The 26,447-nt window shown below is 72.6% G+C and carries 25 protein-coding genes and 1 riboswitch; of the genes, 13 read left to right on the top strand and 12 right to left on the bottom strand.

Annotation, left to right across the window (positions count from 1 at the left end):
* The first annotated feature begins 68 nt into the window (after nucleotides 1-68).
* On the top strand, nucleotides 69-284 hold the full coding sequence (locus ACIOD1_RS00490; protein ID WP_365618247.1) for a hypothetical protein: 216 nt from the start codon (nucleotides 69-71) through the stop codon (nucleotides 282-284).
* A gap of 60 nt (nucleotides 285-344) precedes the next feature.
* On the opposite strand, the gene ACIOD1_RS00485 is transcribed toward ACIOD1_RS00490, so the two are convergent.
* Both ACIOD1_RS00485 and ACIOD1_RS00480 read right to left on the bottom strand, forming a co-directional pair.
* On the bottom strand, nucleotides 345-1,457 hold the full coding sequence (locus ACIOD1_RS00485; RefSeq protein WP_401900401.1) for a glycosyltransferase: 1,113 nt from the start codon (nucleotides 1,455-1,457) through the stop codon (nucleotides 345-347).
* Between the two features lie 8 nt (nucleotides 1,458-1,465).
* The gene (locus tag ACIOD1_RS00480; protein WP_365618245.1) at nucleotides 1,466-2,005 is read right to left on the bottom strand and encodes a WcaF family extracellular polysaccharide biosynthesis acetyltransferase; all 540 of its coding nucleotides are present in this window, start codon (nucleotides 2,003-2,005) and stop codon (nucleotides 1,466-1,468) included.
* Nucleotides 2,006-2,112: 107 nt separating this feature from the next.
* On the opposite strand from ACIOD1_RS00480, the gene ACIOD1_RS00475 reads away from it, so the two are divergent.
* Nucleotides 2,113-3,612 (top strand): hypothetical protein, encoded by a 1,500-nt coding sequence (locus ACIOD1_RS00475; RefSeq protein ID WP_365618243.1) that lies wholly within the window; start codon nucleotides 2,113-2,115, stop codon nucleotides 3,610-3,612.
* 33 nt (nucleotides 3,613-3,645) lie between these two features.
* Here ACIOD1_RS00475 and ACIOD1_RS00470 read toward each other — a convergent pair whose 3' ends face one another.
* From ACIOD1_RS00470 to ACIOD1_RS00460, 3 genes are read right to left on the bottom strand one after another with little or no spacing between them, the layout of a single operon-like run.
* Entirely contained in the window at nucleotides 3,646-4,860 is a 1,215-nt protein-coding gene (locus tag ACIOD1_RS00470) for a hypothetical protein (RefSeq protein ID WP_365618241.1), read from the bottom strand.
* Nucleotides 4,857-6,623: a lipopolysaccharide biosynthesis protein gene (locus ACIOD1_RS00465; protein WP_401899392.1), complete on the bottom strand. Its 1,767-nt coding sequence runs from the start codon at nucleotides 6,621-6,623 to the stop codon at nucleotides 4,857-4,859. Before ACIOD1_RS00465 ends, ACIOD1_RS00470 begins: the two co-directional genes overlap by 4 nt.
* Nucleotides 6,620-7,825: a glycosyltransferase family 4 protein gene (locus ACIOD1_RS00460; protein WP_401900399.1), complete on the bottom strand. Its 1,206-nt coding sequence runs from the start codon at nucleotides 7,823-7,825 to the stop codon at nucleotides 6,620-6,622. The genes ACIOD1_RS00465 and ACIOD1_RS00460 overlap by 4 nt, the downstream gene beginning before the upstream one ends.
* A gap of 173 nt (nucleotides 7,826-7,998) precedes the next feature.
* Here ACIOD1_RS00460 and ACIOD1_RS00455 point away from each other — a divergent pair, with 173 nt between their 5' ends.
* A complete protein-coding gene (locus ACIOD1_RS00455; RefSeq protein WP_365618237.1) occupies nucleotides 7,999-8,487 on the top strand; it encodes an adenylyltransferase/cytidyltransferase family protein in 489 nt (162 codons plus the stop codon).
* Here the strand turns inward: ACIOD1_RS00455 and ACIOD1_RS00450 are convergent.
* Together ACIOD1_RS00450 and glgX are read right to left on the bottom strand one after the other, a co-directional pair.
* The gene (locus ACIOD1_RS00450; protein WP_401899390.1) at nucleotides 8,468-9,190 is read right to left on the bottom strand and encodes a CDP-alcohol phosphatidyltransferase family protein; all 723 of its coding nucleotides are present in this window, start codon (nucleotides 9,188-9,190) and stop codon (nucleotides 8,468-8,470) included. The genes ACIOD1_RS00455 and ACIOD1_RS00450 overlap by 20 nt on opposite strands.
* A 226-nt stretch (nucleotides 9,191-9,416) precedes the next feature.
* Nucleotides 9,417-11,690 carry a glycogen debranching protein GlgX gene (gene glgX / locus ACIOD1_RS00445; protein ID WP_401899388.1) on the bottom strand — a complete coding sequence of 758 codons (2,274 nt, stop codon included), beginning with the start codon at nucleotides 11,688-11,690 and terminating at the stop codon, nucleotides 9,417-9,419.
* 163 nt (nucleotides 11,691-11,853) lie between these two features.
* Between glgX and ACIOD1_RS00440 the strand changes: the two genes are divergently transcribed.
* From ACIOD1_RS00440 to ACIOD1_RS00400, 9 genes are all read left to right on the top strand, one after another.
* Nucleotides 11,854-13,098, top strand: coding sequence for an Ig-like domain-containing protein (locus ACIOD1_RS00440; RefSeq protein WP_365618233.1), 1,245 nt, complete (start codon nucleotides 11,854-11,856; stop codon nucleotides 13,096-13,098).
* Between the two features lie 185 nt (nucleotides 13,099-13,283).
* Nucleotides 13,284-15,458, top strand: a complete 2,175-nt coding sequence (locus ACIOD1_RS00435) for a choice-of-anchor A family protein (RefSeq protein ID WP_401899387.1) — start codon at nucleotides 13,284-13,286, stop codon at nucleotides 15,456-15,458.
* A 157-nt stretch (nucleotides 15,459-15,615) separates the two neighbouring features.
* Entirely contained in the window at nucleotides 15,616-16,320 is a 705-nt protein-coding gene (locus tag ACIOD1_RS00430) for a L,D-transpeptidase family protein (RefSeq protein ID WP_401899385.1), read from the top strand.
* Between the two features lie 82 nt (nucleotides 16,321-16,402).
* Nucleotides 16,403-17,677, top strand: coding sequence for an Ig-like domain-containing protein (locus ACIOD1_RS00425; RefSeq protein WP_401899384.1), 1,275 nt, complete (start codon nucleotides 16,403-16,405; stop codon nucleotides 17,675-17,677).
* Between the two features lie 116 nt (nucleotides 17,678-17,793).
* Nucleotides 17,794-18,561 carry an enoyl-CoA hydratase-related protein gene (locus tag ACIOD1_RS00420; RefSeq protein ID WP_365618227.1) on the top strand — a complete coding sequence of 256 codons (768 nt, stop codon included), beginning with the start codon at nucleotides 17,794-17,796 and terminating at the stop codon, nucleotides 18,559-18,561.
* 240 nt (nucleotides 18,562-18,801) lie between these two features.
* The gene (locus ACIOD1_RS00415) at nucleotides 18,802-19,308 is read left to right on the top strand and encodes an ATP-binding protein (RefSeq protein ID WP_365618225.1); all 507 of its coding nucleotides are present in this window, start codon (nucleotides 18,802-18,804) and stop codon (nucleotides 19,306-19,308) included.
* A gap of 407 nt (nucleotides 19,309-19,715) precedes the next feature.
* A complete protein-coding gene (locus tag ACIOD1_RS00410; protein ID WP_365618223.1) occupies nucleotides 19,716-20,507 on the top strand; it encodes a polysaccharide deacetylase family protein in 792 nt (263 codons plus the stop codon).
* The gene (locus tag ACIOD1_RS00405) at nucleotides 20,504-21,691 is read left to right on the top strand and encodes a YncE family protein (RefSeq protein ID WP_401899381.1); all 1,188 of its coding nucleotides are present in this window, start codon (nucleotides 20,504-20,506) and stop codon (nucleotides 21,689-21,691) included. Before ACIOD1_RS00410 ends, ACIOD1_RS00405 begins: the two co-directional genes overlap by 4 nt.
* A 123-nt stretch (nucleotides 21,692-21,814) precedes the next feature.
* Nucleotides 21,815-22,027 carry an EF-hand domain-containing protein gene (locus tag ACIOD1_RS00400; RefSeq protein WP_365618219.1) on the top strand — a complete coding sequence of 71 codons (213 nt, stop codon included), beginning with the start codon at nucleotides 21,815-21,817 and terminating at the stop codon, nucleotides 22,025-22,027.
* A gap of 46 nt (nucleotides 22,028-22,073) precedes the next feature.
* Here the strand turns inward: ACIOD1_RS00400 and ACIOD1_RS00395 are convergent, their stop codons facing one another.
* The 5 genes from ACIOD1_RS00395 to ACIOD1_RS00375 are packed head-to-tail and all read right to left on the bottom strand — an operon-like array spanning nucleotide 22,074 to nucleotide 25,317.
* Nucleotides 22,074-22,625 carry a PadR family transcriptional regulator gene (locus ACIOD1_RS00395; RefSeq protein ID WP_401899379.1) on the bottom strand — a complete coding sequence of 184 codons (552 nt, stop codon included), beginning with the start codon at nucleotides 22,623-22,625 and terminating at the stop codon, nucleotides 22,074-22,076.
* Between the two features lie 9 nt (nucleotides 22,626-22,634).
* Complete coding sequence (locus tag ACIOD1_RS00390; protein WP_365618215.1) at nucleotides 22,635-23,483, bottom strand: ATP-binding cassette domain-containing protein; 849 nt, start codon at nucleotides 23,481-23,483, stop codon at nucleotides 22,635-22,637.
* Nucleotides 23,480-24,229, bottom strand: a complete 750-nt coding sequence (cbiQ, locus tag ACIOD1_RS00385) for a cobalt ECF transporter T component CbiQ (RefSeq protein WP_365618213.1) — start codon at nucleotides 24,227-24,229, stop codon at nucleotides 23,480-23,482. Before cbiQ ends, ACIOD1_RS00390 begins: the two co-directional genes overlap by 4 nt.
* A gap of 3 nt (nucleotides 24,230-24,232) precedes the next feature.
* Nucleotides 24,233-24,619 carry an energy-coupling factor ABC transporter substrate-binding protein gene (locus ACIOD1_RS00380; protein WP_401899377.1) on the bottom strand — a complete coding sequence of 129 codons (387 nt, stop codon included), beginning with the start codon at nucleotides 24,617-24,619 and terminating at the stop codon, nucleotides 24,233-24,235.
* Entirely contained in the window at nucleotides 24,619-25,317 is a 699-nt protein-coding gene (locus ACIOD1_RS00375; protein WP_365618209.1) for an energy-coupling factor ABC transporter permease, read from the bottom strand. The genes ACIOD1_RS00380 and ACIOD1_RS00375 overlap by 1 nt, the downstream gene beginning before the upstream one ends.
* A gap of 28 nt (nucleotides 25,318-25,345) precedes the next feature.
* A riboswitch (cobalamin riboswitch) is annotated at nucleotides 25,346-25,541 on the bottom strand.
* A 149-nt stretch (nucleotides 25,542-25,690) separates the two neighbouring features.
* Between ACIOD1_RS00375 and ACIOD1_RS00370 the strand changes: the two genes are divergently transcribed.
* Complete coding sequence (locus ACIOD1_RS00370; RefSeq protein ID WP_365618206.1) at nucleotides 25,691-26,440, top strand: flavodoxin family protein; 750 nt, start codon at nucleotides 25,691-25,693, stop codon at nucleotides 26,438-26,440.
* Nucleotides 26,441-26,447 lie beyond the last annotated feature (7 nt).

Raw genomic sequence — 26,447 nt, 5'->3', positions numbered from 1 at the left:
GCGTTTTCAGCTCCCGGCACCGGGTAGCCGCGTGCTCACGAGAGACACGAGCCTGGAGGCGAATCGGTATGCGCGGCATCGGCGGTTGTATCGGCCTGATCGTGGTGGGCGCCATCCTCACCTTCGCGAGCGACTGGCAGATGGAGAGCGTCAACCTCGACCTGGTGGGCGTGATCATGATGGTGGTGGGCGCGGTGGGCCTCGGGGTCTACGCGAGCGTCCTCAAGCGCCGGCGCGCCCTGGGCGCCGTCCCGGTCGTCCAGGAACGGCGCGACATCCTCTGATCGTCACGGGCCGGACGGAGTCACCGCGCCCGGCCCGTGCGGTCGGCGGGACGCGCACGGTCAGCGCGTGATGCCGCCGTAGACGGCCAACAGGGTGTCGAGGACCGCGTCCATCGAGAAGGCGGACGCCGCCAGTTCGCGGGCCGCCTTCGAGGCCGTCGCGTTCACGGCCGGGTCCAGCAGGTCGAGGACCGCCCCGGCGACGCCCGCCGGCCCGGGCTCCACCGCGCGCCCCGCGCCCGCCGCCGCGATGTCGCGGGCCAGGCCGTTGGAGTGGGTCACCACCGGGGGCACCCCCACCGCGAGGGCCTCCAGGACCGACATCGGGAACGGCTCCTCCACCGAGGGCAGTACGTACACGTGCGCCCGCCGCAGCTCCGCCAGGACCTCCGCGCCGGAGAGGGCGCCCGGCACCGTGAACCGGTCCGACAGCCCCAGCGCGCCGATCCGCTCCCGGACCGCCGCCAGCTCCCCCTCGTCGGGACCCGCCACCACGAAGTGCGCCTCCGGGTGGACGGCGAGCACCGCCGGGGCCGCGTCCACGAAGTCCACCGGCCGCTTGCGGGCCTGCAACCGCGCCGAGTACAGGATCCGCGGCGCCCCGCTCGGGGCGGGCCGCTCCTCCTGCGCCGGGGTGCCGTTGACCAGCCGGACGGCCCGCTCCAGCGGGGAGCCCACCACCGCGTCCAGCCCCTGCCGTTCGTGCGGGGTCAGGTAGAGCACCGCGTCGGCCCCGCGCAGCAGCCGGCGTACCGCCACCGCGTCCAGCACCTTGGCCAGCGCCTTGCCGCTGGGGTCGACCATGCCGTGGGTCTGGAGCACCAGGGGCTTGCGGGCCCGCAGCGCGGCCAGCGCCACGGGCAGGGTCACCAGGTCCCGCGCCAGGTGGACGTGGACCAGATCGGCGTCCCGCACCAGACGGGAGGCCGAGGCCAACAGGGCGGGCGAGGTCATCCCGCTGAAGCCGAGCGGAAGGATCCGCCGCGCGGGGAACAGCTTCGCGGGCACGCCCTCCACGGAGGTCGGCCACGGGTCGAAGCCCTCGCCCAGCGCCAACAGTCGGGCCTCGTGCCCGCGCGCCCGCAGCCCCTTGGCCAGGTTCAGCGCGACCCGGACGGGACCGCCGAAAGCGTGCGAGGGGGAGTGCAGGGTGACGGCGTGCAGCACGCGCATCGGATCGCTCACTTCGGTTCCTCCACCGGGCGGCGCCGCCCGTCCTGGGTCTGCAGGGTCAGCTCCGGCAGGTCCTTGTGCACCACGGACCCGGCGCCCGCCACCGCGCACCGACCGACCGTCACGCCGGCCAGCACGGTGGCCCGTACGGCCACCCACGCGCCGTCCTCGACCACGATCGGGGCGTTGCGGTAGCGGAAGTCGGCGGCCCGGTGGTCGTGGGAGCCGGTGCACAGCATCGACTCCTGCGACAGGCACACGTTCGCGCCTATGGTCACGGGCTCCAGATTGAGCAGCCAGGCGCCCTCGCCGATCCAGGTGTGGTCCCCGACCGTCAACTTCCACGGCCACAGCACGCGCACCCGGTGCCGGATCAGCACCCCCTCGCCGATCTTCGCGCCGAAGGCCCGCAGCAGGGCCACGCGCAGCCGCGCCGGACAGAACCAGGTCGCGAAGACGGTGTTCATCACGGCGAACCACAGGGCCTGCGTCAGCAGCCCGCGCCCCTTGTCGTACCCGGCCAGCGTGAAGGCAGGAAGATCACGCAACAGTCGCCCCTCATCGTCCACCCCTGGGCGCCTCCCCGGGCGCGGCCCGCTCAGACTAGACTGCGCCCGGATCACGCACAGGGGTGGGGGCAACAGTGGCTACGGACATGCGCAAGCCCGCGGTCACACCGGTCGGACCACCCGGCGAGGACGAGTCCAAGTGGGGCCGTGTCACCACCCCGCGCACCCTGCTCTCCCGCGCCCTCTCGGTGCCCCTGGCCCTCGGGTTCACCGTCTTCCTCCCCTTCTTCGTCGCCGTGCAGGACGGCGACGGACAGCGCGACGCCGCCTTCTGGCTCCAGCTCACCCTCACCATGTACTCGGGCGCCCGCCTCTCGGCGATGGTGTTGACCAGCCGCCGCAAACTGCTCCAGGGCTCCTTCTGGTTGTTCGTCTACATGGCCATGGGCGTGGCCCCCCTCGCCCAGGCCGTCCTCGGCCGGGTCCCGACGCCGGTGGTCGGTCCCCGCTCCGACCTCACGGTGGCGATCGGTCTGGTGCTCTTCGGTTGCATCATCTTCGACGTGGGCGTCCTGTTGGCCCGCCACCGGCCCGCCGGCCGGGCGGGCGGCTCCCAGAAGGAGGTCAAGCCGGTCATGGCGCACCGGCGGCGCCTCCAACTGCTCACCGTCCTCGCGTTCCTGGGCAGCGCCGCCTTCATCGTCAAGCTGGGCGGCCCGGCGGTCTTCTTCTCCAGCCGCCAGGAGATCATCGCGGGCATCGAGGAGGCGGGCGTCTCCAACGGCGACGGCCAGGCCGGCCAGGCCCTGCTGCGCGGCTTCGGCACCGTCCCGGCGCTGCTCGCGCTGCTCCTCTACACCCGCTGGCTGATCACCTCGAAGTTCGCCCGCCGCAAGGTGTCGATCATCGTGACCTGGTCGGCCCTGGCCGTGCTCAACCTGATCGTCAACAACCCGATCTCCAACCCGCGCTACTGGTTCCTCACCGTCATGTTCGCGCTGCTCTTCACCGTCTTCCCGGTGAGCGCCGCGATGTACCGGGTGGCGCTGTCCATGGCCGTGGTGATCGCCCTGCTCGTCTTCCCGTTCGCGGACCGCTTCCGCTACGACGAGAAGAACTACAAGCCCGTCGAGACGACCTCGTTCCTGGAGCCGATGGCGCTCAAGGACTACGACCAGATCGGCATGTTCGCCAACACCATCACCTACGTGAACTCGGGCGCGGGCCACACCTACGGACGCCAGCTCGCCGGATCCGTGTTCTTCGCGGTACCCCGCTCGGTGTGGCCGGCCAAGGCCCGCGACACGGGCGTGATGGTCGGCCAGTGGATGGGCACGATCAACACCAACCTCTCCTCCCCGATCTGGGCGGAGCTGTGGATCGACTTCGGCCCGCTCGGCATGGGCGCCGGGCTGCTCGCCATGGGGTACGCGTCCGCCCGCGTGGACCGCCGCTACGCCAAGCGCGCCACGCGCCGCTCGCCCCCGGGCAGCCTGATCTCGGTGGTGGTCCCGCTGGTCGCCGGGTACTCCTTCATCCTGCTGCGCGGCCCGCTGCTCCAGGCCTCGGGCCGGGTCGCCATCGCCGGGCTGTGCCTCGCGCTGGTGGCCACGTACCGCACGGACAAGGCGACCACCCTGCGCTGAACGCCCCGCCGGGCAGTGCTACGTAGAAGAGGGCTACGCGGCGGTGGTGACGGCGGGAGTCGGCGTTTCGAGGCGGCTCACCCGCAGCCAGCCGGCCGCGGCCTTGGCCGCCGAGCCCAGGGCCAGGCCCCAGGCGGCGCCGGGCACGCCCCACAGGAGGTAGCCGCCCAGCAGCAGGGCCACCGACAGCAGGGAGAAGACCACCTGGAGCGAGAGGGTGGCCTTCGGGTTCAGCACGCGCAGGGTCAACAGGGCGCAGGTGCCCAGGCCCATCACGGCGTACTGGGCGCCCGTCGCGGGCAGCAGCGCGGAGGCCGCCGCCCAGGTGTCGCCGAGCAGCTGACGGCCCAACCGGTCGGGCAGGGCGTACAGCACCGCCGCCCAGCCCGCCCCGAGGACGGCGAGGGCGGATCCCATCAGCAGGGTCAGCCGGACCACGCCCCGCTTGCCGGAGGCCCGGCCGACCACGGGCGGACCGAAGGCGTTGGCGGAGTTGAACAGCACGTTCAGCGGGCCGAAGAGGGTGGTGGCGCCGCGCAGCGCGCCCACGGCCAGCGGGGTCGCGAACAGCCCGAGTCCGAGCACCGCGAGCTGGCTGGAGCCGTTGCCGACGGCGAACTCCACCACGAAGCGCTGCCCGAGGTGTCCGCGCCGAAGGTAGGGCCGCAGCTCGGCGCGCGCGCCCGCGACGTACGGCCGCAGCAGCCACAGCCCGAGCCCCAGGGCGGGCAGCGCGGAGAGCCCCCACACCGCCACGAGCCGTCCCGCCGAGGCGCCCTCGGGCTGCGCGGCGAGCGCCGCGACCACGCACACCAGGCGCAGTGTGTCGGCGGCCAGGGCCCGTTCGGGCACCCGCAGGGCGGAGAAGCAGTAGCGCAGTCCGTCCTGCACCAGGACCAGGGGCAGGACGAGGCCCAGCGCGAGGAAGGCGTTGCCGCGGGCCCCCGGCAGGGCGAGGCCCACCGCGGCCGGCACCAGTCCGGCCGCCGTCGAGGCGAGGGCCGTGAACAGGACGGAGGAGCGGCAGACGGCGCCGAGCCGCTCGCCCTTCTCCAGCACGACGCTCTGGCCGACGTAGGCCATGTTCAGCCCGAGGAGCACGGTGAAGGCCACGTACACCATCGAGAAGTCGGCGAAGCCGGACGCCGAGGAGAGTCGGGCGGCCAGCACCAGCACCAGGATGTTGGTGGCGCTGGAGGCGGCCTGGTCCAGGACCGAGGAGACGGCGGCGAGGCCCCGCCGACTCACCGCCGGCCCTGGCGGACCGTGCGCAGGGCCACGGTGTCGGTCCCGTCGCCGGGGATGTGCTGCTCGGGCTCCTCGGCGCTCTCCCGGGTCAGCGGCTGGGGCTCGGTCCGCGCGGCGGCCTCCGCCGCGGGGGCCGGGGCGGGGCCACCGGTCGGGGCCCCCTTGGCGGGGGCGCCGCCCTTGCCGCGACCGCGCTTGGCGTCCGGGAGCGGGGTGTGCAGCACGGCGCCCAGTACGGTCCCGCCCGCGCCGCTGATCAGCTCGCGGATCCGGGACAGGTCGCTGCGGTGCACCGCGCGCGGGTCGCAGACCACGAGCACCCCGTCCACACGGTCGACCAGCGCCAGCGCGTCCGCGTACGAGAGCACGGGCGGGGCGAGCACGACGACCGTGGAGTTCGGGGAGTCGGCCTCGGAGATCAGCCGGGTGGCGCGCGGGGAGGTCAGGGCGCGGGCGACGTTGCGCACCCGCTCGCCCGGGATCAGGTCGAAGGCGCCCGACTCCCCGGCGTCCACGACGAGCTGGCGCCCGTCGGGCCAGTCGGACTCGCCGTTCTGGGCGGCGCTCGGGCCGCCCGACATCTGGCTCCAGCGCGGCCGGCCGCCGGCGTCGGTGGGCAGTTGGCTGGCCAGCACCGGGGTGCGCAGGTCGGCCTCGATGAGCAGGACGTCCTTGCCGGTCTCGGCGAAGGAGGCGGCGAGGTTCACCGAGACGGCGGCGGCGGTCTCGCTGCTGCCGCGCGGGGCGACCACGAGGAGGCGGCGCCGGTCGGCGAAGCGGGAGTCGTAGGCCAACCGGAAGGCCACCGAGCGGTACTCCTCGGCGAGGCGCGGATCGGCCTCGCCGGCCGCGAGCAGCGGCCCGCCGCCGGTCTTGTCCCGGGGCAGGAAGCCCAGTACGGGCGCCCGCAGGGCGCGGGCCACGTCGCCCTCGGAGCGCGGAGCCGGGTCGAAGACGAGCCGGACCCAGGCGGCGAGCAGACCGAGGGCCAGGCCCACGGCCGCGCCCAGCGCGAGCGACATCGGCAGTCCGGGCCCGTCGGGGGCGGTGGGCACGGTGGCCGCGCTGGTGACCCGGCCGGGCGTCATGTCCAGCGCCGCCAGCTTGGCCATGTTGGCGTTGAGGGTGTTGACCTTGCTCTGGAGGTCGGTCTTCGAGGCGTACGCCCCGTCCCGGGCCGAGCCGGCGGGCAGCTGGTTGACCTGCCGGGCCACCTCGTCGAGCTGCTTGGCGACCGGGTCGCGCTGGTCCTGGTAGCCCTTGACCATCTTGTCGCGGGTGACGTCGAGCGCCTCCTGCCGCTTGAGCAGGTACGCCGCGGTCATCGCGTTGGCGCGCTTGGCGGCCTCCCTGGGGGAGGCGGCGGTGTAGGTGAAGCGCAGCACCATCGTCTGGGGCGGGTTGGTCACCTGCAGGCCGCTGCGCAGCGACGCGAGGTCCTTGTCGGCGACGCCCAGCTTCTTGGCGGCCTGCTCGGCTATGGAGCTGGACAGCGCGACCTGTCGCTCCGAGCCGATGTTGATCGCCTTGTCGGGCGCCAGGCTCGGGTTGAAGGGGTCGTCGGTGGGGGCGCGAAGGACGACGTCGGCGGTGGCCACGTAGGTGTCCGCCGTGGAGACGCCGAGGTAGACGCCGCCCAGCAGGCCGATGCCCACGCCGGCGATGAGGAGCCGGCGATAGCGCAGGAGCTGCTTGAACTGGTCCCTGAGGAGATCGGGTTCGTCCTCGGCCGGGGCCGCTGCCGGGCGGTTCGTCTCGATCACGGCTGAGTGCCCCCAAGTGCTTCGTCGATCAGTGCGTCGATACGGGCCAGTCCCGCCTCGCGGCTCAGGTGGGCCGCCACGTGGGCGGGCCCGGCTGCGCCGAGCGCGTCGGCGCCCGCAGGGTCCTCGGCCAGGGCCCGTACGGCCTTCAGCAGGGCTTCGGGGTCCTCCGGTGCCACGAGCACCCCCGCGCCCGAACGTTCCACCTCTTGGGCGGTGCCGCCCTCGGCCGCGACGGACGCCACGACCGGCCGGCCCGCCCGGAAGTAGGAGGTCAGCTTCGACGGGACGCTCATGTCCAGCACGGCGGCGTGCTGGGTGACCGCGAGGACGTCCGCCGCCGCGAGGATATCGGTGAACTCTCCGTCGGCGGCAGGGGGGATGATGTCAAGGTTCGGTACGTCGGAGGCGAGGGCGGCGAGGGCCGCACGCTGGCTGCCGTCGCCCATCAGGACGAAACGGACGTCCGGATCGAGGCGGGCGGCGCCGACGAGCACTTCGAGCCCCTGCTTGAGGCCCATGTTCCCGGAGTGCAGGACCACGGTCTGGCCGGGGGCCCAGCCCAGGTGTCGGCGGGTCTCCCCGCGCGGCCTGGTCGGCTGCTGCACGTGCGACCAGTTGGGGACCAGACGGATCCGCTTCGGGTCCACGCCCATCCCGACGACCCGGTCCACGAAGGTCTCGTGGATCACGCCGACCAGGGTGGCGCGCTTGAGGGCGTACGCCTCCGCCCGCCCGGCGATCGCGGCGGCCTTGTCCCCGCCGCTGATGCCGCTCTGCGCGGCGGCGGCGCCCATCAGGTCCTGGACGACCGGGACATAGGGGACCTTCCACTTCGCCGCGAGCCGGGCCGCGAGCACCCCGCCCGCCAGGCTCGGCATCTGGGCCATGATCGCGTCCGGCCTCGGCATCCGGGGCGGGGCCACGGCGCCGTGCAGCAGAATCGATCCTTCGAACAGGGCCCGCTTGACGGCGGTCTGGCGGGCCGGCACGGTGTGCGCGCGCCGGTGCACGGTGACCCCCGCGCGCTGTTCCGTGCGCCTGAGCGCCCCCTTGTACTCCGGTTCGAGCGACCAGGCCGGATAGTGCGGCATGCCCGCCAGCACGTGTGCCTCGTGGCCGGAATCCGCCCAGTGCTCGGCGATCTGCGTGGCGTACGGGCCTATGCCCGCGTGCTCGGGGGCGTAGTTGGTGGAGACCAGCAGCAGGCGCCGGTGACCGGTTGTGGACACTGAAGGTCCCCTTCTCCCCTGGATGATGCGCACGTCACCCTATTCGTTCACCGACAGGGTGGGGAACGTGCACGCTATTGTCTGCTGATCCGCCACACCGGGGGGTGTGGCCGCTGGGGGGTAACCGAATGACGGAGCACGACATGTCCGAGCCTGTGTCGGCCGCGCGCAGACCGTACCGGGTCGGGTACGCGCCCGGGGCCTACGACCTCTTCCACATAGGCCACCTCAACATCCTTCGGCACGCCCGCAGCCAGTGCGACTACCTGGTGGCCGGTGTGGTCTCCGACGAGATGGCCGAGCTGGCCAAGGGCCGCAGGCCGATGATCCCGCTCGTGGAGCGCCTGGAGATCGTGCGCAGCGTCAAGTACGTCGACGCCGCGTTCGTCGAGACCGTTCCGGACAAGGTGGAGACCTGGAAGCAGGTCCGCTTCGACGTGATCTTCAAGGGCGACGACTGGCGGGGCACGCCCAAGGGACGCCGGCTGGAGGAGGACTTCGCCGTCCACGGGGTCGACGTCGTCTACTTCCCCTACACCGTGCACACGTCCAGCACCCAGCTGCGCCGGGCCCTGGACGTGCTCGCCGAACCCCTCGCGGGACCCGAGGGCCTCATCGCCGAACGGCGCTGAGTTCCCGGAACCACTTGGTGAGGAAGGCCGCCAGGAACAGGGCGGCGACGGCGCCCAGCCCCGCGTACGCCCACGCGAACGTCTTCCCGCCGCCGAGCAGCAGGAACACCAGGCAGAACACCCCGTAGTCCACGGGCAGCAACGCCACCGCGCGCAGGGTCGACGGCGCGGCGGCGGGGCTTCCGGGCGCCGGCTTCGGCTTGAGCTTCTCGGTCAGCAGCCCGCCGAAGAAGGTCACCACCGAGGCGAACTGGAAGCCGAGCGGCACCAGCAGCCAGCCGTCACCGTCGATCCCGTACGCCTCGGGGAAGCGGTGGAAGGCGATCAGCACGCAGGTGTGCAGGGCGGTCAGCTTGGCGCAGTCCACCACGTGGTCCAGCCACTCGCCCGCCGCGCTCCCGCCCCCGCGCAGCCGGGCCAACTGGCCGTCGGCGGAGTCGAAGGCGAAGCCGACGGCGAGCGCCGCCCAGACGGCGACCCCCAACCCCCAGGACGGCGCCACCAGCGCGACCGCCGCCACGGCGGCGAAGCTGAAGGCGGCGCTGACCAGGGTCACCTGGTTCGGGGTGAGCCCCAGCACGTAGGACCCGGCGGCCAGGTAGCGGCCGGCGGGCCGGTTGACGAACCGCGAGTAGAGCGACACCCCCTTCGCCGACTTCTGCGCCCCGCGCAGCTCCCGCAGCGCGGTCCCGACACTTGCCATGCGTACCCCTGGGCCCCTCGATGGCACACGTGTGCTCGTGCACGCGCGTTCGTACGAAGGCCACATCATCGCAGGGCGGACGCAGCCCTCCGCTCCGGATCCGCCGTCACGTCCGGAACCGGTGGACGGACCGGCCGGCGGACCGGCGGGGGGACCGGTGGACGGACCGGCGGGCGGGGCCGGCCGGCGGTCCCTACCCGGCCCGCGCCCCCGGCACCTCCCGCCCCTACGACACCACCCGCAACAGCAGGACCGAGCGGGCCGGGACCGTCACGGACTCCCCGCCCCGGTGACGGGTCGACGGGGCGACGTCCTGGGTCTCCCGCGCGGTGTCCAGCACCAACTCGTACGACTCCGCCCACGGCGCCCCCGGCAGCACCCAGCGCACCGGCCGGTCCCCGGAGTGCAGCAGGGCCAGGAAGCTGTCGTCCGTCACCTGCCGGCCCCGCTCGTCCCGACCCGGGATGTCCCGCCCCGACAGGTACAGCCCCACCGCCGAGGCCGGCGCGTACCAGTCCCGCTCGGTCATCTCCGCCCCCGCCGGGGTGAACCAGGCCAGGTCCCGCAGCCCGTCCGCCCCCTGCGCCCGCCCGGAGAAGAACGCCCGGCGCCGTAGCACCGGATGGGCCTGGCGCAGCGCGATCAGCCTGCGGGTCAGCGCGAACAGGTCCCGCCAGGCCGGATCCTCCAGCAGGGACCAGTCCACCCAGCCCGTCTCGTTGTCCTGGCAGTACGCGTTGTTGTTGCCGCCCTGGGTGCGCCCGAACTCGTCCCCCGCCACCAGCATCGGCACGCCCGTCGACAGCAACAGGGTCGTCAGCAGGTTCCGCAGCTGCCGCCGCCGCAGCGCCCCGACCCGGGGGTCCAGGCCCTCCGGGGGCTCGCCCTCCACCCCGCAGTTCCACGACCGGTTGTCGTCGGTCCCGTCCCGGCCCGCCTCCCCGTTCGCGTCGTTGTGCTTGCGCTCGTAGGACACCAGGTCCCGCAGGGTGAACCCGTCGTGCGCGGTCACGAAGTTCACCGAGGCGTACGGCCGCCGCCCGCCCCACGCGTACAGGTCGCTGGAGCCCGACAGCCGGTAGCCGAGGTCCCGCACGTCGGGCAGCGCGCCCCGCCAGAAATCCCGCACGGCGTCCCGGTAGCGGTCGTTCCACTCCGTCCACAGCGGCGGGAACGCGCCCACCTGGTAGCCGCCCGAACCCACGTCCCACGGCTCCGCGATCAGCTTGACCCGGCGCAGCACCGGGTCCTGGGCGATCACCGCGAGGAACGGGGACAACATGTCCACGTCGTGCATCGAGCGGGCCAGCGCCGCCGCCAGGTCGAAGCGGAAACCGTCCACCCCCATCTCGGTGACCCAGTAGCGCAGGGAGTCGGTGATCAGGCGCAGTACGTGCGGGCGCCCCGGGTGCAGGGTGTTCCCGCAGCCCGTGTAGTCGGAGTAGCGCCGCTGGTCGGACTGGAGCCGGTAGTAGCTCCGGTTGTCGATCCCGCGCAGCGACAGCGTCGGGCCCAGCTCCCCGGCCTCCGCCGTGTGGTTGTAGACCACGTCGAGGATGACCTCGATCCCCGCCGCGTGCAGGGCCCGCACCATGCGCTTGAACTCCCCGACCTGCTGCCCGGTCGTCCCGGACGCCGAGTAGCCCGCGTGCGGGGCGAAGTAGCCGATCGAGTTGTAGCCCCAGTAGTTGCGCATGCCCCGCCGCAACAGGTGGTCCTCGTGGGCGAACTGGTGCACCGGCAGCAGCTCCACCGCCGTCACCCCGAGGTCGACCAGGTGCCCGACCGCCGCCGGGTGCGCGAGGCCCGCGTACGTGCCGCGCAGTTCCTCGGGAACACCCGGATGGCGCATCGTGAAGCCGCGCACGTGCAGTTCGTAGATCACCGAATCGGCCCAGGGGGTCTTGGGGCGGACGTCGTCCGCCCAGTCGTCGTCGTCGTGGACGACCACCCCCTTCGGGACGAACGGCGCCGAGTCCCGGTCGTCGCGCACGGTGTCCGCGATGTACTGCTGCGGCCAGTCCCGCACGTGCCCGTACACCTCCGGCGGCAGGGTGAAGTCCCCGTCGACGGCGCGCGCGTACGGGTCCAGGAGCAGCTTGGCCGGGTTGTACCGGGCCCCCGTCCAGGGGTCCCAGCGCCCGTGCACCCGGAAGCCGTACCGCTGCCCGGGCAGCACGCCCGGCACGAAGCCGTGCCAGATCTCGTGCGTCAGCTCGGTCAGCGGGCAGCGCGTCTCCCCGCCCCCCGCGTCGAACAGGCACAGCTCCACGGCCTCCGCACCCTGCGCCCACAGCGCGAAGTTCGTCCCCGCGACCCCTCCCGGCCCCACGTGGTGGCGGGCTCCCAGCGGATGCGAGGACCCCGGCCACACGGGCGGTGCCGGGTGCGCGGCCGCCCGTAGGACCTGGGCCTGCACCCGCTCCCGTACGACGTCCATCCCGGCAACGGCATTCCCGACGGCGGCTTCCACCGCCTCTTGCTCGGCTGCGCTCGACACTGCCCGCCTCCACGGCTCCTGGGTACCTGCGGGGGAGCGGGGCCCGGCGTCCCGGCCAGGCCCGCCCCCGTCCGGTCCTTCCCACTGTTCTGCCCGGACAGTTCTGCCCGGAACGTGCCCGGCCCTCACGTTTCCCCCGGAGGTCCCCCGTCGTTGGACGGGCGTGACACATCTGACGAGGCGGGCAGGGGCGGGCTTGGCCGCCGTTGCGGCATGGGCGGGCCTGCTGGGCGGGCTTTCCGGCTGCACCAAGGACGGCGGATCCCCGGTCGAGATCGCGCTGCCCGGCAAACCCCGGTCGCCGGACGAGGCCATCCGGATCACCCCCGACGACAACGCCAAGGGGGTCTCGGCCGAGGGGCCACTGCGGGTGAACGTCCCCGAGGGGCGGTTGGAACGGGTGGTGGTGACCAAGGTGGAGGACGCCCAGGAGGAACGGGTGCCCGGGGCCATCGCCGCCGACGGGCTGAGCTGGAGCCCCGATCCGGACTCCGGCCGGCTCTCGCTCGCCGCGAAGTACACCGTGGATGCCGTCGCCCTCGACGGCCACAACCGCCGCCAGGCCCGGCACACCACCTTCACCACCTACGTTCCCGAGGAGCGCTTCATCGGCTACTTCAAGCCCGAGAACCGGTCCACCGTGGGCACCGGCATGATCGTGTCCTTCAACTTCAGCCGCTCCATCAAACAGCGGGCGGCCGTCCAGCGGGCCATCAGCGTCACCTCGGACCCGGCGGTGGAGGTCGTCGGCCACTGGTTCGGCAACGAACGCCTCGACTTCCGGCCCAAGACGTACTGGAAGCCCGGCACCGAGGTCACCGTGAAGATGGACCTCCGCGACATCGAGGGCGCGCCCGGCTCGTACGGCATCCAGGAGAAGACCGTCCGCTTCACCGTCGGCCGCTCCCAGATCTCCACCGTGGACGCGGCGGCGCACACCCTGGAGGTCCGCCGGGAGGGCCGGCTCCTGTCGACGATCCCGATCACCGCCGGCGCCCCGAAGAACACCACCTACAACGGCAAGATGGTGGTGATGGAGCTGTTCGACGTGACCCGGATGAACGGCGCCACCGTCGGCTTCACCAGCGACGACGGCAAGGGCGAGTACGACATCCCCGACGTCCCGCACGCCATGCGGCTCACCGCCTCCGGGACCTTCCTGCACGGGAACTACTGGGCGAGCCCCGACACCTTCGGCTCCACCAACACCAGCCACGGCTGCGTGGGCCTGCGCGACGACAAGGGCGGCGGTTCGGACACCCCGGCCGGCTGGTTCTTCGACCGGACGCTGGTCGGGGACGTCGTGGAGGTCGTGAACTCCCAGGACCGGGTGGTGGCCGCGAACAATGGCCTGGGTGGATGGAACATGTCCTGGGCCGACTGGGTCGCGGGGTCCTCCATCGGCTGAGCCGTCCCCGGGGGCCCCTCCCCGGGGCCCGGCCCTCGCGGACCGTCGCCCGTGCACCGGCCGGGCAATCGAGTGATTGTCGGACCGGAATGCCGTAGCGGCCGAGTGTCTTCCGTCCGCCGCGCCGGAACCCGCCCGCAGCCTGTCAGGGCCATCAGGGCCTGAGCGGGAACGGACGGAGCGTCATGTCAGCAAGGAAATGGACCCTAGGGTTCGCGATCGGGGCCGTGCTGGCCACCGGAGCCGCGGTTCCCACCGCCTCCGCGGCCGGCCCCGGCGGGGACCGCCCGGCGGGGACCCTGCGGGCTCCGCTGCCGGGCGGGCTCGGTCCGTGCGTCCCGGGCGACTGCCCGAGCCCCTTCCCGCCGATCGGCAGCGACGGGAGCATCAAGGGCCGTGACAACGCCGTCAACATCTTCGCCGGCGGGGACTTCCGGGTCCGGGGATCGGCCTCCGAGGCGGAGGGACGGCTCGTCGTCCTCGGCAGCTTCGACCAGGACAAGGCCGCCGGCGGCGACAGCCGCTACAACGTCGGCATCGTCGGCGCCGGCTCGCTGGTCCCGCCCCCCGACGGGGCGGACTTCCTCACCACCGGCGCCAACGTCACCGTCGCCACCGGCGAGACGCTGATCGCGGACCGGGGCGTCGTCCGCTACGGGGGCACGCTCACCGGCACCGTGACCGGCACCCTGCGGCCGGACGCCGCCGCGGTCGCCCCGTACGCCGGCCTGCGCGACCGCCTCACTGCCGCCAGCAAGTGCTACGCCCGGGTCGACGGCCGTGCCCGCCCGGCCACCGGTACGGCGGTCAACAGCGGCTCCGAGACCCTGTTCACCGGGGACGGCACCTCCCGGCTCCAGGTCTTCAACGTCGACGCCGACCTCGCCGGAGCCCGGGGCGCCCAGCAGGGCGTGCGGTTCACCGGCATCCCGGCCGGCGCGACCGTCCTGGTCAACATGCTCGGCACGACCCGCACCATCAACACCTACAGCGGCGGGATCGCGGACACCGACCCGCTCAACGCCTACCGCGAGCGGCTGCTGTGGAACTTCCCGGACGCCACTACGGTGAACCTGATCGGCACCGGCCAGTTCCAGGGCAGCTTCCTGATGGGGGAGCAGGCCTCCGAGACCACCGTCAGCCTCCCCGGCATCAACGGCCGCTTCTTCACCACCGGCTCCGTCACCCACACCAGTGCGGCGAGCGGAGGCGGCGGCCAGGAGTTCCACGCCTACCCCTTCACCGGTGACCTCCCCGCCTGCGACGAGACCCCGCCCCTGGTGACGGGCAGCGTCTCGGTGCTCAAGCGGGACGAGGCCGGCGAGCCGCTCGCCGGCGCCGTCTTCGAGCTGTGGCAGGAGACCAACAACTCCCCGGGCCTCCAGACCGCCGGCCCGGGCGCCGACACGAAGGTCTCCGACTGCACCACTCCGGCCAACGGCGTGTGCGAGCGGCCGGACTCGGCCCTCGGCACGTACTACTGGCGCGAGACCGCCGCGCCGGCCGGCTACGACCTCCCCGACAACCCGGTCTTCCCGCTGACCCTGACCGCCGAGAACGCCTCGGGCGGCGTCCGGTACCAGGTGGACAACGTCAAGACCCCGGTGCCGCCCGCCCACGCCAAGGTCGTGCTCTGGAAGTCCGACCGGGACACCGGGGACATGCTGGCCGGCGCCCGCTTCGAGCTGTGGCGCGAGACCAACGGCGTGCCCGGCCTGCAGACCGGAGGCGCCGCTCCCGACACCAGGCTCGACCCGGTCTGCGTGACGGACGCCCAGGGCACCTGCACCGTCGAGCTGCCGATCGACGAGACCTACTACTGGCGCGAGACCGTCGCCCCCAGCGGCTACCCGCTGCCCGCGGACCCGGTCACGGAGTTCGACCTCGACGAGGGTGACGTCTTCACCGGCATCGTCCTCAACGTGCCGAACCAGAAGCGGCCCGAGGACCCCGACGGCTCCCTCCACGTGGTCAAGCGGGACGCCAAGACCGAGCGCCCCCTGCGCGGAGCGGTGTTCGAGGTCTGGAAGGAGACCAACCGGACCCCGGGCCTCCAGCGGCGGGGCATCAACGCCGACACCCTGGCCAAGCCCGGCTGCGCGACCGACCGGGCCGGAGTCTGTGACTTCGACGAACTCTCCTACGCTTCCTACTACCTGGTCGAGACGGACGTCCCGGAGGGCTACGTCCTGCCCCGCGACCCGGTGACCGGCCCGATCGTCATCGACGGCACGCTCCCGGACGGCCGGATCGTGATCACCCTCGACAACCGGCGCGACGAGCACGGCAAGGGTGACCACGGCAAGGGCGACCACGGAAAGGGTGACCACGGCAAGCACGACGGCGGACGTCGCCCGTAGCCCCTTCCTCCCGTAGCCCCGCCCACCCCCTCGTTCCGCCCTCCGGTGCGCCGGTGGAGTGACCCGCTCACCCCACCGGCGCACGCGCGCGGGCGCCACCGCGCCCGGCCGGGTTGGCTGGGCCCGGGGGCCCGGCCGGCGGGCCCGAGGAGGCCCCATGACGACACGTCGGGCAACAGCGGCCCTGTCCGGGGCGGCCGTCCTGGCCGCCGTACTCGCTCTCGCGGGTCCGGCGTCCGCCGCCCCCGCCCCCGCCCCGGCGGAGCCGGCCTGCACCGCGGGGACCGGCCCCTACCAGCGGGAGCTGGAGGCCCAGCTGGGGCGTCCGGTCGACGGGGTGCAGTCCCCGGCCGACTGCGCGGCCGTCCGCACCTTCCAGGGCGCCCACGCGGTCACCCCCGCCGACGGCTACGCGAGCCTGGCGACCTACCGCACGATGACCGCCGTCGTCGCCCGTCCGAACCCCAACGCCGCCGGGCACTGCCCCGTCCGCGACCACCGGGTGACCTGCGTGGACCTGGAACGCCAACTGCTGTGGGTGCAGCAGGGCCGCCGGGTGGTGTTCGCGCCCGTGCCCATCCGCACGGGCCGCGACGAGCAGGAGACCCGCCCCGGTTGGCACGAGATCTACTGGCGCAGCAAGGACCACCGCTCCACGTTGTACGACGACGCCCCCATGCCGTACGCCCAGTTCTTCGACGGCGGCCAGGCCCTGCACGGCCGGCCGGGGAAGCTCTTCGAGCACGGCGGGTCCGCCGGCTGCGTCAACCTCACCGTGGCGGACGCCGAACGGCTGTGGGAGTTGTTGACAGAGGGGGACGCGGTGTACGTGTGGGGTGTCAAACCCGGTACCGAGGACTGAGGTACCGACACCCTGTCACTTGGGACGGAACGGTGACATGACCGTGCCTTTTCGTGTTCTTCACCTGTGATTTCCTGTCGACATGCGCGCGACTGTCCGCGCGCGGGGGACATGGGGGAGAACACGAGTGAACCTGCAGCCGATACGCGGTCGCGTCCGCACCGGCCTGCCGGCCCTTCTGTTGGGGGCGGCCCTGTTGCTCACCAGCGCGTGCAGCGGCGGCGGCAACAGTGCGGGCGGTGGCGGCGACAAGGGAGCCACCGGGGGCGGCGGTGCCAAGACGGGCACCGAGGCGTCCAAGGCCGTGGTCGGCGTCAAGCCGGACGACGGGGCCAAGGAGGTCGCCACGAGCGGCGTCCTGAAGATCACGACCACCGGCGGCAAGCTGACCACGGTGACGGTCGCCGACACCAAGGGCAACGCCGTCGAGGGCAAGGTCGCCGCCGACGGGGCGAGCTGGGAGCCGGCCCGTCACCTGGCCTCGGCCACCGAGTACAAGGTGCACGCCGTCGCCAAGGACGAGGCCGGCCGGGAGTCCGCCAAGGACACCACCTTCACCACCCTGACCCCGCAGAACACCTTCGTCGGCCACTACACGCCCGAGGACGGCTCGACCGTCGGCGTGGGCATGCCGGTGTCCGTCAACTTCACCCGGGGGATCACCAACCCCGAGGCCGTCGAGAAGGCCATCACGGTCACCGCCGAGCCGTCCGTGCCGGTCGAGGGCCACTGGTTCGGCAACGACCGCCTTGACTTCCGCCCCGAGAAGTACTGGGCCGCGGGCACGAAGGTCACCGTGAAGCTGGCCCTGGACGGGGTCGAGGGCCGCCCGGGCGTCTACGGCAAGCAGACCCGTACGGTCACCTTCACCGTCGGCCGCTCGCAGGTCACCACCGTGGACGCGACGTCCAAGCAGATGGAGGTCGTCCGCGACGGCCAGGTGCTGAAGAACATCCCGATCACGGCCGGCGCGCCGTCGACCACCACGTACAACGGGCAGATGGTCATCAGCGAGAAGTACAAGGTGACCCGGATGAACGGCGCCACCGTCGGCTTCGGCGGGGAGTACGACATCTCCGACGTCCCGCACGCGATGCGGCTGTCGAACTCCGGCACCTTCGTCCACGGCAACTACTGGGCCTCCTCCTCCACCTTCGGCTCGGAGAACGTCAGCCACGGCTGCGTGGGCCTGGAGGACGAGCGCGGCGCCGGTGACGACAGCACCCCCGCCGCCTGGTTCTTCAACGAGTCCCTGATCGGCGACGTGGTCGTCGTGAAGAACTCCAAGGACAAGCAGATCGCCCCCGACAACGGCCTCAACGGCTGGAACATGGACTGGGCGGAGTGGATCAAGTAGACGATCCCGGCGCGTGATTCCCGGTGGCCCGGTGCTGTGACCCACAGCACCGGGCCACCGTCGTTCCCGTCCCTTTTCGGGGCGACCGCCGCACGTCGGGGCCCTAACCTGGCCGCATGACCATCTCTCTCGAAGTCTCCGAAGGCGTCGGCACGATCCTGCTGGACCGCCCTCCCATGAACGCCCTCGACATCGCCACCCAGGACCGGTTGCGCGAGCTGGCGGTGGAGGCCGGCGAGCGCGCCGACGTGCGCGCGGTGATCCTCTACGGCGGTGAGAAGGTGTTCGCGGCCGGCGCGGACATCAAGGAGATGCAGGCCATGGACCACGCGGCGATGGTCGCCCGCTCCCGCGGGTTGCAGGAGGCCTTCACCGCCGTCGCCCGGATCCCCAAGCCCGTGGTCGCGGCCGTCACCGGCTACGCGCTGGGCGGCGGGTGCGAGCTGGCGCTCTGCGCCGACTACCGGATCGCCGCCGACAACGCCAAGTTCGGCCAGCCCGAGATCCTGCTCGGCCTGATCCCCGGCGCCGGCGGCACCCAGCGACTGTCCCGGCTGATCGGCCCCTCCAAGGCCAAGGACCTGATCTTCACCGGACGGATGGTCAAGGCCGAAGAGGCCCTCTCGCTGGGGCTGGTGGACCGCGTCGTGCCCGCGGCCGAGGTGTACGAGCAGGCGCGGGCCTGGGCCGCCAAGCTCGCGCAAGGCCCGGCCCTCGCGCTGCGCGCCGCCAAGGAGTGCGTGGACTCCGGGCTGGAGGCCGACATCGACACCGGGCTGGCGATCGAACGCACCTGGTTCGCGGGGCTGTTCGCCACCGAGGACCGGGAGCGCGGGATGCGCAGCTTCGTCGAAGAGGGCCCGGGCAAGGCCAAGTTCCTCTGATCGCGGGCCGCTCCTCCCTGTGGGTGGATTAGCCAGGCCTTAAGGGAGCCTTAAGGGGATTCGGTGATCCACTGACGGTGATCATCGAGAAGCGGAGCGTCATCGCAGGTCACCGGTGGTCCCACGGGCTTCCGGTTGCCCTGTGCATATGCCAGGACCGCCCCTCGGAATAGACCATTCCGGGGGGTGTTTTCCTGCGGAACGGCCCGGACGGGCGGGTCGGCCGTCCATGATGGGTGCATGGCGGGCCTGGAGGGTGTGGAACAGCCGCGGCAGCGCGGCGGCGGCGCTTCTGCCGTGCGCCTCACGGCGGCGGTCGAAGACGAACAGGGCCTCAGGGCGCTGGAGTTGTACGGCAATCCGGCCGAGGCGGAGGTGACGCTTCCGTCGATGCCGGAATCGGCCGGCACGGCGCGACGGTTGACCCAGAGCGTGGTGATCCGGCTCTGGGGGCTCTCGCCGCAGACCGCGGAGCACACCGTCCTGTTGGTGTCCGAACTCGTCGGCAACGCGGTGCGCCACACCGGGGCCCGGTCCTTCGGTCTGCGGATGCTGCGGCGGCGCGGCTGGATCCGGGTCGAGGTCCGCGACCCCTCGCGCGGGCTGCCCTGTCTGATGCCGGTCCACGAGATGGACACCACGGGCCGGGGGTTGTTCCTCGTCGACAAGCTGTCCGACCGTTGGGGCGCCGACCTGTTGCCGCGCGGGAAGATCACCTGGTTCGAGATGCGGGTCGCCGACCGCTGAGGCGTGTGTCCCGCGCGTGCGCGCAACGCTGTGAACGCCTGAAGCCCCCGGTCGCCGTAGTGGGGCGTCTTGGGGGCTTCATGGGTGTGCCGAGGATCAAAGGGGGTGTGTGATCCTCGGCGGTGCGACTTCGCTCGGGTCAATGGGAAGCCGTGATTCCGACTATGGCAGACGAGGGCCCAAATGCCAAAAGTCCCAAGTCGGGCATAAGTGTGCATATCCTAAGAGTTTCCACCTAAATCCTTGGTGAGGTGGACCACTCACCTCGTAATCTATGAATAAATATCGACCGCTCCGCGTGAATCGTTGACCGCATAGCGGTGACCTGGGCGGTCGGGGGCTCGCGCCCAAGGTCCCGAATTGGGTCAATCGTTATCTTTTGCCCCGTCCCCCTCTTAAATGGGCGGGTGTTCTCCCAACCAGGCCGCCGCGCGGCCCTGTGCGCGGGCGCGGCCGCCGCCCTAGGCCTCGTCGGATCCTGCGCGCCGAGCCGGAGCGCGGGCTCCGCCGGCCCCACCGCCCCGCCGGCCGCCACCCCCGCCAAGCGGGCCGCCCCCGCGGCCCCCGTCGCCCCCGCCCCGCGCCGGTTCGCCGGACAGCCCGTGGAGATCGGCCACGGTTCCCGCGACCGGCCGGCCGTCGCCCTCACCTTCCACGGCAACGGCGACCCCGCCATCGCCCGGGCCGTGCTCGCCGAAGTCGAGAAGGCGGGCGCGCGGGTCACCGTACTGGCGATCGGCGCCTGGCTCGACGAGCACCCCGAGATGGCCCGCCGCGTGCTGGACGGAGGCCACGAACTCGGCAACCACACCCAGCGCCACCTGGCGATCAACGACATGCCCGAGGAGGAGGCGTACGCCGAGATCGACGGCTGCGCCCAGCGCCTCAAGCGCCTCACCGGCTCGATCGGCACCTGGTTCCGTCCCTCGCAGACCCAGTTCGCCGGCCCGCTCGTGCGCAAGCTCGCCCAGCGGGCGGGCTACCCCCACGTCCTCTCCTACGACGTGGACTCCCTCGACTTCACCTCCCCCGGCGCGGCGGCCGTCGTCGGCAACGTCACCGGGACGATCCGGCGCGGATCGGTGGTGAGCCTGCACTTCGGCTACGCGGACACGGTCGCCGCGATGCCACCCCTCCTCGAAGAACTCGCGCGCCGCGAACTGCGCGCGGTGACCACCACGGAGCTGCTGACCTCATGACCACGAACCGCCTTCCACGGAAGGCCACCGCGCTGCTCGCCGGACTGGTCCTCGCCGCCCTGGCGGGCTGCGGATCCGACGGCAAGGGCAGCCCGGAGGCGCTCGGCTCCAAGGGCCCCGCCCGCCCGGTCAAGGCCGTTCCGGCCGCGCCGCCCGGGCTGGCGGGCATGCCGCCCGTACTCGACCCGAAGGACGTGTACGCGGCCGACCGCCCCAACCAGCTCTCGCCGGTGGTCAAGGACTTCCCGTCCCGGGTGTACGTGCCGAACACCAGCTCCAACACGGTGTCCGTCATCGACCCGGCCACCTACAAGGTCATCGACACCATCCCCGTCGGGGCCCAGCCCCAACACGTGGTGCCCTCCTGGGACATGAAGACCCTCTGGGTCAACAACAACCGGGGCCACACCCTCACCCCCATCAACCCGGCCACGGGAGTGGCGGGGGACCCGGTCGAGGTGCACGACCCGTACAACCTGTACTTCACGCCCAACGGCAAGTACGCCATCGTGATGGCCTCCATGGACCGCGAACTGGTCTTCCGCGATCCGCACACCATGGACCGGGTGAAGACCGTCCCGGTCACCTGCTTCGGCGTCAACCACGCCGACTTCTCCGCCGACGGCCGCTACTTCATCGTGAGCTGCGAGTTCTCCGGCGAACTGCTCAAGGTCGACACCGAGAAGATGGAGGTCGTCGGCCAGCAGAAGCTCCCCTTCGAAGGGGCGATGCCGCAGGACGTGAAGATCTCCCCCGACGGCAAGACCTTCTACGTCGCGGACATGATGGCCCACGGCATGTGGGTGCTCAGCGGCGACAAGTTCGACGTCCCCAAGCTGCTGCCCACCGGCAAGGGCTGCCACGGCCTCTACGTCGGCCGCGACTCCCGCGAGATGTACGTCTCCAACCGCGGCGAGGGCACCGTCTCCGTCTTCGACTTCAAGCAGAACAAGCTGACCAAGAAGTGGGAGCTGCCCGACGGCGGCAGCCCCGACATGGGCGGCGTCTCCGCCGACGGCAAGGTGCTCTGGCTGTCGGGACGCTACGACTCCGAGGTCTACGCGATCGACACCACCAGCGGCAAGGAGCTCGCCAGGATCCCCGTCGGCTCGGGCCCCCACGGCCTCGCCGTGTACCCGCAACCCGGCCGCTACTCGCTGGGCCACACCGGGATCTTCCGCTAGGGCGTGTCCGCGGCGCGCCGTCGACGTGGTCGAAGGAAGTCCCCGCGAGGACCCCCGGGAGGGGGGCTCCGCGGGGGCGGCTACCCTGAGCCGGTCAACAAGCACCGAGAAGGGGTGGGCACCATGGCCGACATCGACAGCGCACGCGCCACGTTCGACAGGTTCGACGTGAACAACGACGGCTTCATCACCGCCGACGAATACAGCGCGGCCATGAAGGCCATGGGCGACGCGTTCGTCACCCCGTCCGTCGCGGACGCCATCGTCGCCGCCAAGGACGCCAACAGCGACGGCCTGCTCAGCTTCGACGAGTTCTGGGCCGACCTGAACAAGTAGTACCCGCCGCGCCCCCGCCCCGCCCCACCCGCCGGGCGGGGGCGCGTCAGTCCCGGCCCGGACCCATCTCCTCGACCTCGGTGACCGCCTCCGCGAGCCAGGCGAGCCAGAAGGTCTCCAGCGCGATCCCCCCGCGCAGGACGAGTCGGCGCAGCCGGTCCTCGGCCGCCGAGTCCCGCCCCGGCGGGAAGTCCTTGGCCTCGATGGCCTCGTACGTCGCCAGCTGCCCCCGGTGCAGCTCCAGATGCCGGCGCAGCTCGGCGCCCAGCCCCTGCGGCCCGACCACGGCCGCCGCCCGGATCCGCAGCAGCAGCGCGTCCCGCTGGGGCTTGGGGTCCTGCCGCTCGTCCACCCAGCGGGCCAGCTCCGCGCTGCCGGCCGGCAGCACCTCGTACTCCTTGCGCCGGCCCCGTACTGGCACCTCGCCGGGCAGGGCGCGGATCAGCCCGGCCTCCTCCAGCCGCCCCAGCTCGCGGTAGATCTGCTGGTGCGTCGCGGACCAGAAGTACCCGATCGACCGGTCGAACCGCCGGGTCAGCTCCAGCCCCGACGAGGGCCTTTCGAGCAGGGCGGTGAGGATGGCGTGCGGGAGCGACATGCGGACATCCTAGGTTTGCGCGCCGCCCGGCCGCTGCCCGCTCCACTCGGCCAGCGCCTGCGGAGTACGGGGTCCCGGGGCGTCGGCCGCCAGCAGGCCGTGCGCGCGCAGCACGGCCGTCACCGCCGGGGACCAGGCCTGGCGCAGTCCCGCGGAGGCCAGCAACCCCGGGTCCGACAACAGGGTCCGCGCGGCCCCGGTGCGGACCCCGTCCGGGGTCAGGACGGCGGCGTCGTCGGCCCAGCGGACCGCGAGGTCCACATCGTGCGTGGCCATCACCACGGTGGTGCCGGCGGCCCGCAGGCCCGCGAGGACGTCCAGGAGGCGCTCCTGCCCGTCCGGGTCCAGCCCGGCCGTCGGCTCGTCCAGGATCAGCACGCGCGGCGCCATCGCCACCGCCCCCGCGATGGCCGCGCGCTTGCGCTGCCCGTACGACAGGAGGTGCGTCGGGCGGTCGCGCAGCCCCGTGATGTCCAGCGCCGCCAAGGCCGCGTCGACCCGGGCGCGGACCTCGGGCGCGGGCAGCCCCAGGTTCATCGGGCCGAAGGACACGTCCTGTTCGACGGAGGCGGCGAAGAGCTGGTCGTCCGGGTCCTGGACCACCAGCTGCACCGAGGTCCGCAGCCGGGTCAGCCCCGCCCTGTCGTACGCCACCCGCTCCCCGTCCAGGCGCAGCGCGCCCGTGCCGGGCCGCAGGCCCCCGCTCAGCAGCCGCATCAGGGTGGTCTTCCCGCTGCCGTTGCGGCCCAGCAGGACCAGGGCCCGGCCGGGCGCGATGGCGAAGTCCACGTCGCGGAGCACGGCCGGGCCGTCCTCGTAGGCGTAGCCCGCTCCGGTCAGCTCCACCAAGGGGGTCACAGGTACAGCTCCTTCAGTACGAGGGTCCCCGCGACCAGACCGGCCAGCAGGGCGGCGGAGGCCGCCAGGAACGGCCGCGACAGCCTGGCCTCCGGGACCAGCACCCGCAGCGCGCCGTCGTAGCCGCGCCCGGCGAGGCCCTCCTGGAGCCGGGCGGCGCGGTCGAAGGCCCGTACGAAGGAGGTCGCCGCGAGCCCGGCCAGGGAACGCCACACCGCCGCCCGGCTCGTCCGGCCCAGGCGCGCGGCCTGGGCCCGGCGGACCTGGGCCATCGAGTCGAGCAGCAGGAAGCCGATCCGGTACATGACCAGGGCCACGTCCACCACCGGCGCCGGCACCCCGGCCCGCACCAGACGCGGCAGCACGTCCGAGACCGGTGTGGTGAAGGCGAACAGCAGCACCCCGAGCGAGGCCGCCGAGGTCCGCAGCAGCAGCTCGGCGGCGTGCCGGGGCCCGTCGGGGGCCAGGGAGAGGAAACCGGCCGGGCCGCCGACCGACACCAGCAGCGGCAGCGCCCCGGTCACGCAGAAGCCCAGCGGGACCCGGAAGGCCCGCCACAGCTGCCGACCGGCGACCCCGGCCGGCCCGAGCAGCACGGTCAGGGTCGCGGCCGCCACCAGCGGACCGCCGGGCCAGGGCGGCAGGCACACGGCGCTGACCGTGAGCCCGAGCCCGAGCAGTGCCTTCTCCAGGGGGTGGCGGCCCCGCCAGCGGCTGGAGTGGGCCGCCACGTCGATGGGCAGCACCGGCTAGGCCTCCGGCGCGGCCGGGGCGGGGGCGCCGGCGACGGCCGTCCGGGCGGCGCCCGTGTCGGATGCGGCGTCGGCGGCCGCAGCGGCGGCGGCCCCTTGGCGGCGTCCCTTGCGCACGCCGAAGTAGTAGGCGAGCACGCCCGCGCCCAAGGCCGCCTGGAGGGCGAACAGCGCCGACTCGATCTCCCCGGAGGGGGGTTCGTACAGCGGGGAGAACCAGGGCTCGTAGTCGGGCTTCAGCTCGGTGATGGCCGTCTCCGCCTGCGCGTCCGCGCCGGCGAACGGCTCCTCCTTGCCGTCGCCCATGCCCAGCGCGAGCGGGAGCACGGCCAGCGCCGCGACCAGGAGCAGCAACAGGGTGTTGATCTTCGCGTTCCTCGACATCAGAGCGCCGCCTCCGTCTTCTCCTGCTTGCCGCCGGTGAGCCGGGCGACCCCGAGCCGGACCAGGTCGGACTTGCTGGACTGCATCAGCAGCCGCATCACGAGGACGGTCAGCAGCCCCTCGCTCACCGCGAGCGGGATCTGGGTGAGGGCGAAGATGCCCGCGAACTTCTCCAGCGAGCCGACGAAGCCGCTGCTCGCGTCGGGGAAGGCCAGCGCCAGCTGGACGGAGGTCACGCAGTAGGTGACCAGGTCGGCGAAGAAGGCGCCGAAGAAGACGGTCACCATCAGCGGCGCCCCGGACTTCCGCAGCAGCCGGTAGACGGCGTAGCCGGCCCAAGGCCCGGCGATGGCCATCGAGAAGACGTTCGCGCCGAGGGTGGTGAGCCCGCCGTGCGCCAGCAGCAGGGCCTGGAACAGCAGGGTGATCGTGCCGAGCACCGCCATGATGGGCGGCCGGAACAGGATGGCGCCGAGCCCCGTCCCCGTGGGGTGCGAGCAGCTGCCCGTCACCGAGGGGATCTTGAGCGCGGACAGGACGAAGGTGAACGCTCCGGACGCCCCGAGCAACAGGGTGCTCTCCGGGTGGGCCTTCACCTCGCGGGTGAGGGCGCGTACGCCGTGGACGACGAACGGGGCGGAAGCGGCGCCCCAGGCGACCGCGTGCAAGGGGGGCAGGAACCCCTCGGCTATATGCATGAGTAGAGAGACCTCTCCAGCACCTCGTGGATGGACGACGCGCCTCGGCCGGTCTCCTGGCTGACGGGTACTGATGCCCTGGCTCCGCCTTCCCGGGTCCGTGCGGTCTCCCGCGCGGGCCCAGTGGCTTCCCGCAGGAGTGGAGCCGGACTTCCCGATCACAGTGGCGAGGGCCGCGCCGGTTTTCCACCGGCTTCCCGAACACCAAGGCCCGTTGACCCTAGTCGGCCGCGCGTACGGGCACCAACCCGGCCCTCCCGGGGCGTCCGTGGCGGCAGGCCCCCCGTGGCTGCCGGCGCCCGTGACGGCCGGCCCTCGCCCGTGCGGGTGCGGTGCGGTGGCGGGGGCGGGCGGCGGTGGGCAGGGTGGGAGCGTGCCAGCAGACTCCCCGGACCCCCGGGCCTCGCAGGAGCCCTCGGGCCCCGACTACTCCGACCTCTCCGCCGTCTTCGTGAACTGCACGCTCAAACGGTCGCCCGAGACCAGCAACACCGAGGGGCTGATCGCCAAGAGCCGCGCCGTCATGGAGGCCGCGGGCGCCCGGACGGAGCTGATCCGGGCCGTCGACCACGACATCGCCACCGGTGTCTGGCCGGACATGACCGAGCACGGGTGGGAGAGCGACCAGTGGCCGGTCCTCTACAGCCGGATCATGGACGCCGACATCCTCGTGCTCTGCGGGCCCATCTGGCTGGGCGACAACAGCTCCGTCATGAAGCAGGTGATCGAGCGGCTCTACGCCTGCTCCTCGATCCTGAACGAGCAGGGCCAGTACGCCTACTACGGTCGGGTCGGCGGGGCGCTGATCACCGGGAACGAGGACGGCGTCAAGCACTGCGCCATGAACGTCCTCTACAGCCTCCAGCACCTCGGCTACGCGATCCCGCCGCAGGCCGACGCGGGCTGGATCGGGGAGGCCGGCCCCGGGCCCTCCTACCTGGACGCCGGCTCCGGCGGTCCCGAGAACGACTTCACCAACCGCAACACGGCCTTCATGTCCTGGAACCTGATGCACCTCGCCGCCCTGCTCAAGCGGGCCGGCGGCATGCCCGCCCACGGAAACCAGCGCTCCCTGTGGGACGCGGGCTGCCGCTTCGACTTCCCGAACCCCGAACACCGCTGAACCGGCC

The sequence above is a fragment of the Streptomyces sp. NPDC088097 genome (assembly GCF_044741845.1).
Lineage (GTDB): Bacteria > Actinomycetota > Actinomycetes > Streptomycetales > Streptomycetaceae > Streptomyces.
Note: the sequence above shows the minus strand (reverse complement) of the source record. Positions and strands in the feature narration are given on the sequence as shown.